The sequence below is a fragment of the Lentzea albidocapillata genome (genome assembly GCF_000719115.1).
GTDB classification, from domain to species: Bacteria; Actinomycetota; Actinomycetes; order Mycobacteriales; family Pseudonocardiaceae; genus Lentzea; species Lentzea albidocapillata.
In genome coordinates this window covers 279,912-286,590 of the sequence record NZ_JOEA01000006.1, presented here as the reverse complement: position 1 = coordinate 286,590, position 6,679 = coordinate 279,912, and the positions used below count along the sequence as shown (strand labels likewise).

The window sequence follows — 6,679 nt, the reverse complement described above, 5'->3', positions numbered from 1 at the left end:
CGTGAACTCGGCGCCGTTGAGCGTCGAGACCAGGTTCACCTTCGGGTTCAGCTTGCCCGACACCGCGCTGACGAGCGTGGTGAGCAGCGGGTTGTTGCTCGCGGCCACGGCGACCGGGTCAGCGGCCATGCCCGACACCGAACCGGCACCGGACGGAACCTGCTTCGCGTAGTCGGCACAACCGGAACCTACGAGGTCCTTGGCCGGATCTGCCATCGCAGCCGAGGACGGCGCGGACGAGGTGGCGGCGGTCGGGGCGGTGCTGGAACTGCCGGCCATGTCGCCCGAGCCGCACGCTGCGCCGAACAGGGCGAGCGAGGCGGCGCCGATGGCCAGGACAGTGTTGCGGACGGTCTTGTTCATGACGAGACATCTCCAAGTACTGAACGGGGAAGTTGCTACTCGTGATTCGCCACCCCTCAAGGAACGGATGGGTGCGGTTATCGACCTGTTACCAACGAGTCCGCAGATCTCGCCTGACCAGGACAAATGATCCACCCGCAGCCCGCAGTCCATAGTGGACGATCAACTCGGCATCCGCTACCTCCTGGCTCTGAACACCAGCAGAGACGACGCGACCCCGACAGCCACCAGGCCGTCGGGGTCGCGTCGTGTGCGGGTCAGGCCATGGAGATCGTGACAACCGGGATCGTCGTCGGGGCGGGCGAGCCACCGTCCGGTTCGACGGTCAACGCGAACGCCCTCGCGTCAGCCAGGCCGTCGGCCAGCACGGGCTTGTCCTTCCACAGTCCGGCCGAGCGCGGCCCATCCGGTCCGACGGCCCACAGCTGGTACGTGCGGTCCGCGGGCAGCGACGGCAACCCGTCGGCGAGGAACGCCGCCTTGCCGCGACTCGGCGACATCACGACGGTTCCGTGGCCGCCGTCGGTTCCCGGGTCGCTCAGCAGCTTCGCGTCGGGAGCTCTCAGCAGATCCAGAACCTGGCTGTTCCCAGCAGCCGTCTGACTCAACGCGTCGAGTTCACTACGGGCCTGCACACCCTGAACGCCGACCACGACGGCGACGAGCACACTGGCGGCCGCGGCGAGCACGCTCGTCCGGACCAGCCACCGGTTCCGCGTGGGAAGCACGAACACAGCCGCTTCCGGAGCAGTGGCCTCCGGCGGCAGCTGGCGTGTGGCCTGCACGCCCGTCAGCACCTGTGCCCGCAGTCGCGCCGGCGGCGCGACCTCCGCCGCCGTGCCGAGGGAGGCCGCGGTGGCCTGCAGCTCGGCGACTTCCTGGGCACACGACGGACAGCGCGGCAGGTGTGCTTCGAACTCCGCGCGTTCGGAGTCGGACAAGGCGTTCATCGCGTAAACGCCAGTCAGCGTGTGCAGATCTGACGACGAGCTCATACCGTCACCCCCAAGCAGTCCCTGAGTCTGATCAGGCCGTCGCGCATCCGGGTCTTCACCGTGCCCAGCGGAACGCCGAGCAGGCTGGACACCTCCGGATAGCTGTAGCCCTGGTAGTAGGCCAGCAGCACGGACTCGCGCTGCAGATCGGTCAGCGACGACAGGCACCGCCGGACCTTGCGCTGTTCCAGGCGTTCGGTGACCTGTTCGACGACCTCGTCGAACGGAGTCGTCACGCCCATCAGAGCAACTCGTTCGTCCCGGTTGGCCGCCGCCTGCGCGGACCGCACCCGGTCGACCGCACGCCGGTGCGTCATGGTGAGGATCCAGGTCGTGGCCTTGCCGCGGTCCGGATCGAACCGGCTGGCGGTCCGCCACACCTCCAGCATGACCTCCTGGAACACCTCCTCGGACTGCGCCTGATCCCGCAGCACCCGGCGCGCGAGCCCGAAGACCATGCCCGACACCTGGTCGTACAGCTGCTCGAACGCCGTCTCGTCACCACGTGCCACCCGCAGCAACAGGTCCTCCACGCCCACAGCCTCCCCGTGGTCCGCGGAATCACGCGGGAAGGTCGACTGCGCCTGATCTCGTTCCCGCATCGCGCTCCTCTTCGTTCACCTGACCGAACCTCTATTCGGAGCCGAGGCCCACTCGGATGGGTGAGGCGTGCGTCACATCAGCCGAGCAACGCCGTGACGTTGGCGCGGTCGGCTCCGAGCGTCACGTAGAGCTGGGCCCACTGTTTGTCGGCTTCGGTGGACGCCTGGCCGTCACAGAAGGGCTTGCGGCCGTGCGCGGTGTAGTAGCGCAGCAGCGAGAGGGTTTCGCTGGTGCTGCGCATCGCTTCGTCGGTGTAGCGGGGGCCCGGCGGCTGGGTTTGGTGGCGCAGGCAGGTGAGGTCGGAGCCGCTCTCGTTGTCGAAGACCGGTCCGGGATCGGGAGTGCCGGTGCAGGCGATCAGAACGGTGGCGGTGCACAGGAGCAGGATCGGGACGCGCATCGCGCCTCCTATTCGAACAGGGCTCGGGCGGTGAGTCCGAGGCCGACGACGAGGACGAGCCCAGCGGTGATGGCGGGCAGGGCGGTGAAGCGGTCTCGGAAGCGTTCGACGGCGGCCAGCCGGTCGCGCAGGCGGACCAGGAGCAGGCCGACGGCGGTGAGCGTGGCGGCCATGCCGAGGCCATAGCCGACGACGAGCAGGACACCGAACCAGGTGCGGCCCAGGGCGATCGCGCCGAGCAACACGACCAGTGCCGACGGGCTGGGCACCAGGCCGCCCGCCACGCCCATACCGATCAGGCCGCCACGACCCACACGGTGCCCATGCCCATGCCCATGCCCGTGGCCATGTCCGTGCCCGTGCCCGTGCCCGTGGCCATGTCCGTGCCCGTGCCCGTGCCCGTGGCCATGCCCTACGGCGACTGGTTGCCGCTGCAGCGCGGAGCGCAGCAGGAACGCCCCGATGGCGGTGACGAGTACACCGCTGGCGACGCCGAGCACCCGCAGCAGGGACTCGCCGGCCAACGCGCTGGAGGCGCTGATCGCCAGACCTATGAGCAGCACGCCGAGGGTGTGGGTGAGGGTGACGGTGGCGCCGACGACGACAGCGTCACGAGCAGTGCCGTCACGGCCCGCGAGGTAGGCGGCGATGACGGTCTTGCCGTGTCCGGGCAACGCGGCGTGGGAAGCGCCGAGCAGCAGCGACAGCAGCACAGCGAGCACTCCGATCAACGGAGTGAGGTCCTGCTTGCCGGCGAAGTCGGTGAAGGCGCGGGTGGCCGTACCGAGCAACGTGCTGCCGCCTTGGGCCGCGGCGGTGTCCGAGGTCGCGGTGGCGCCGGGTTCGACGCGCAGGCTCACCGCGCGGATGTCCAGGGGATCGGACAGCAGGTCGTCGGGATAGGCGCGGAGCTCGTCACTCGCGCTCGTCGTCGGCACGGGCGGGTCGAGCAGCGCGATGCCGTCGCCGGTGGCGGTCATCTCGTGCCAGCCGACGCGGCCTGGCCGGTAGGTGTCGCGCACGTCGATGGTGGCGGCGGAGCTGAGGTCCGCGGGCGCGGTGAGCCGGCAGGTGAGGCGGGTGGTGGCCAGTCCGGCTTCGCCGGGCGGGAACTCGACCGATGCCGACCGCAGGGCCACGGCCGTGCGCGTGCCGTTGACGGTCACGTCAACGCCGCCGAGCACGCTGTCGCACTCACGGCCGGCGTAGTCGTTCTGGCGAGCGGGCTGCTCTTGCAGGGTCGGGATCTCGGCGAGGTCGATGACCGAGACGAGGTCGACGCGGTCGGAGTGGACGGTGATGGCGTGGTGGTGGTTGATGGTGAAGTTGCCCAGCGGGTGGGCTCCTGCACTCGCTGGGACCGCCAGCATGGCCAGCGCGGCGAGGACGAACACGGCCAGTGCTTTCACCGCAGGCCGTCCAGCGCGGCTCGGGCGGCAGGGGCGTCCACGGGTGAGAAGTGCGGGTTGGTCCGCAGCGCCGTGCCGAGCGCGTCGGAAGCATCGGCGGTGCGGCCGAGTGCGCGCAGGATCATGCCTCGGTGGTAAGCGAACGTCGCGTTGCGCCAGCCGGTGGCGGCGGCGCGGTCGGCGTACTGAAGGGCCTCGGCGTCGCGTCCGGTCAGGTGCAGTGCCCAGGCGAGTGCGTCCGCGACGAGCGGGTGCTGCCGGCGGTTCCATTCGCGTTCGGCGGCGGCCAGTGCGGTGGCGGGATCGCCGCGGTCGGCGGCGGCGACGGAGGCGGCCAGGTCGTCGGTGCTGCCCGCTGCGGCGAACAGCCGCTCCTGCTGGGCGAGGAGGTCGAACTGGCGGGCGGCGTCCTCGGTGCGGCCCCCTGCCCGCAGGAGAACGGCGTGCTCGTGCAGGTACTGCGGTGAGGGCACGCGTGCCACGAGATCGGCGTAGCCGGTGAGCGCGTCGTCCAGGTTGCCGCGAGCGGCGGCGATCTTGGCGCGGCCCTGCAGCAGGGCGGGGTCGAGTGGGTCGACCAGGAGGCCCTGCTCGTACTGGGCGGAGGCTTTGTCGAGGTCGCCGTTGTCGAAGGCCAGTTCGCCGAGGTGGTAGCGGCAGAACACCGTGTCGGCCGGTGCGGAGGAGGCGTCGAGTGCACGGGTGAGGGCCTGGCGGGCGGAGTCGACGTCGCCGCGTTGTTCGAAGTCGTAGGCGGCGCGGGTGAACGCGGGCACACCGGGTTCGAGGTCGAGCATCCGCTGCACGGCGGCTCGCGCCTCGTCGGTCGCACCGAGCTGGGTGAGGGCGTCGGCGAGCACGCCGTAGACCTCGGCGGTGTCGGGCAACGCGGTCCGGGCGAGTTCGGCCTGTGCGCGGGCGGCGGCGAAGTCGTGGCGGGCGTTGGCCAAGGCGCCGAGGCCCATGTGGGCGGGGCCGTTTCCGTCTGGCTGGTGGCGCAGCGACGTCTCGAGCGCGCCCTGGGCCTTGCCGTAGTAGGCCGGGTCGCCGGTGATCCGGGCCTGCTCGACGTAGGCGGAGCCGAGCAAAGCCCACGTGTCGGCGTCGCCGGGGAGACGCCGCAGCCGGTCCTGGGCAGCGGTGATGGTGCGCTGCACGTCGCTGCGCACGACAGCGGCACCTGGGCCGGAAGGGGGCGGGTCGTCGCCGCGGCTCAGCGCGGTCGCGGTCGTGGCGAGCAGCGCGACGCCGGCGGTGATCGCCAGCACTGCGATGATCTTGCGGCGGTTCATGGCGCGCTCCGTGGGTTGCTGCGGTGTCAGATCACGGGACCGTGCCGGGGGACGGGCGGATGCGCCCGTCCCCCGGCACGCTGTCATGCGACCGCAGGGACCGCGGTCCGCAGTGGACGGCGATTGAGCAGCCACACGCCCGAGCCGATCAGCAACGCCGCGAGGACGCCGTTGAGGATCAGCCCGTCCGGCAGACCACCACCGCCACCGCCGCCGGCGGCAGGTGCCACCGCACCGGCAGCGCCGGAGTTGACCGCAGCGTTGTTGGGCAGCGCCACGTACGGGAACGAGGTGCCGAACGCCCTGTCGTTGGCGTTGACCTTGTCCCCGGCCGCGAGCGCGGGCACGATCCCGCTCACCGCGGCGCCTTGCAGTGCCTGCACGCCGATGTCGAGCACGTCATCGGCGAGCCGGCGCCCGTTCGGGAAGCCCTGCAGGTCACCGCCGAGCACACCCAGCCGGTTCGGCGACGCCGCCGGCGGCACGGAAGTGTTGAGCCGCAACTGTTCCGACGGCGTGAACCGCTTCGGGTTCACGTCGGCGTTGTTCAGCTGCGAGTTCAGGTCGGCCTTGATCGGCCCGCCGAGCTTGGTGGTGATGCCGGTCAGGAAGATCTCCACCAGGTCGTTGCGCGGCGTCGCCGGGGCCGGCAGGCCGTAGATCGCCTGGATCAGCTTGGGCACCTCGGGGTCGGTGACCCGGTTGACCAGTGCGGGCGTCTTGCCGTCCTGGTCGGGCGTCAGGGCGTTGAACTTGTCCTTCAGCCCCGCCGGGACCACGACCTCGTTGACCAGCGGGTTGCCCAGACGTGAGACCTGCACGAACGGGCCGACCGCCCGCGACTCACCCGGAGTGAGGATCATCGACTGCCGCTCGGTGTCGCTCCACACCCCGATGACCGGGTTGCGGGTCGCGTCACCCTTGAGCGCCAGCTGCGACTTGGGCACCTGCAACGCGATGGTGTTGACGTTGTAGCCGCGCAGCGTGTCCTGGCCGACCTCGGACAGGTTGCCGCCGTAGAGCAGGTCGAACACCCGCAGGTCGAGGAAGAACGCGTCGTCGGACTGCCCGACGTAGCTCTTGCCGCCACCGGGCACGTCGGTGATCGCCTGGGCGCGCAGCGCGCCGTAGTCCGGCATCGAGGCCGGGCCGGTGTTGGACGGCGCGACCTTGCCCGAGCGGATCAGCTTGCGATCACGGCCGTCGCGGTCGATCAGTTCCAGCGTGTAGGTCTGCCGGAACAACAGGTTCTCGTCGTCCAGCGACGTGACCGGCCCGTTGTTGTACAGGAACGTTGACTTGCCCCGGCGGTCCTCGGTGCGGAAGGTCCACCGGTAGGTCAGGTCCGCCTTGGCATCCCCGTCGTTGTCGATGTTGATGTCGTAGCGGGCATCGGTGGCCCACGGGTAGAAGTTCGGCCCGCCGTGCGGTTCCTGGAACGGCGACCAACTCGCCACGAGCGTCACCGTGTCCGGTTTGTCAGGACTGACGAACGCGTAGACGTCGGTGTTGTCCACCGCCGGATCACCCGCGATCAACGGCGCTTCACGGTGACTCGACGCCCCGGCCGGACCGGACCCGCCGATCAGACCGGCCGCGAGCACCATGCTCCCGACT

Annotated in this window: 6 protein-coding genes and 1 pseudogene; all 7 read right to left on the bottom strand. The window is 70.4% G+C overall.

Annotation, left to right across the window (positions count from 1 at the left end; all coding sequences use genetic code 11):
• Positions 1–363, bottom strand: a pseudogene (locus tag IG04_RS0110915) (fasciclin domain-containing protein); the annotation flags it as partial.
• 257 nt (positions 364–620) lie between these two features.
• Positions 621–1,358 carry an anti-sigma factor gene (locus tag IG04_RS0110910; RefSeq protein WP_030476469.1) on the bottom strand — a complete coding sequence of 246 codons (738 nt, stop codon included), beginning with the start codon at positions 1,356–1,358 and terminating at the stop codon, positions 621–623.
• On the bottom strand, positions 1,355–1,960 hold the full coding sequence (locus IG04_RS0110905) for a sigma-70 family RNA polymerase sigma factor (RefSeq protein ID WP_084401845.1): 606 nt from the start codon (positions 1,958–1,960) through the stop codon (positions 1,355–1,357). The genes IG04_RS0110910 and IG04_RS0110905 overlap by 4 nt, the downstream gene beginning before the upstream one ends.
• Positions 1,961–2,037: 77 nt before the next feature.
• Positions 2,038–2,361 (bottom strand): hypothetical protein, encoded by a 324-nt coding sequence (locus tag IG04_RS0110900; RefSeq protein ID WP_030476467.1) that lies wholly within the window; start codon positions 2,359–2,361, stop codon positions 2,038–2,040.
• An 8-nt stretch (positions 2,362–2,369) separates the two neighbouring features.
• Positions 2,370–3,770, bottom strand: a complete 1,401-nt coding sequence (locus IG04_RS0110895) for a nickel transporter (RefSeq protein WP_030476466.1) — start codon at positions 3,768–3,770, stop codon at positions 2,370–2,372.
• A complete protein-coding gene (locus tag IG04_RS0110890) occupies positions 3,767–5,062 on the bottom strand; it encodes a tetratricopeptide repeat protein (protein ID WP_030476465.1) in 1,296 nt (431 codons plus the stop codon). The genes IG04_RS0110895 and IG04_RS0110890 overlap by 4 nt, the downstream gene beginning before the upstream one ends.
• A gap of 83 nt (positions 5,063–5,145) precedes the next feature.
• Entirely contained in the window at positions 5,146–6,669 is a 1,524-nt protein-coding gene (locus IG04_RS0110885; RefSeq protein ID WP_245816443.1) for a DUF4331 domain-containing protein, read from the bottom strand.
• Positions 6,670–6,679 lie beyond the last annotated feature (10 nt).

What these genes read in the sequence shown, in the direction of transcription:
- IG04_RS0110910 (WP_030476469.1), bottom strand. Translation starts at nt 1,358, where the DNA reads ATGAGCTCGTCGTCAGATCTGCACACGCTGACTGGCGTTTACGCGATG.
- IG04_RS0110905 (WP_084401845.1), bottom strand. Translation starts at nt 1,960, where the DNA reads ATGCGGGAACGAGATCAGGCGCAGTCGACCTTCCCGCGTGATTCCGCG.
- IG04_RS0110900 (WP_030476467.1), bottom strand. Translation starts at nt 2,361, where the DNA reads ATGCGCGTCCCGATCCTGCTCCTGTGCACCGCCACCGTTCTGATCGCC.
- IG04_RS0110890 (WP_030476465.1), bottom strand. Translation starts at nt 5,062, where the DNA reads ATGAACCGCCGCAAGATCATCGCAGTGCTGGCGATCACCGCCGGCGTC.
- IG04_RS0110885 (WP_245816443.1), bottom strand. Translation starts at nt 6,669, where the DNA reads ATGGTGCTCGCGGCCGGTCTGATCGGCGGGTCCGGTCCGGCCGGGGCG.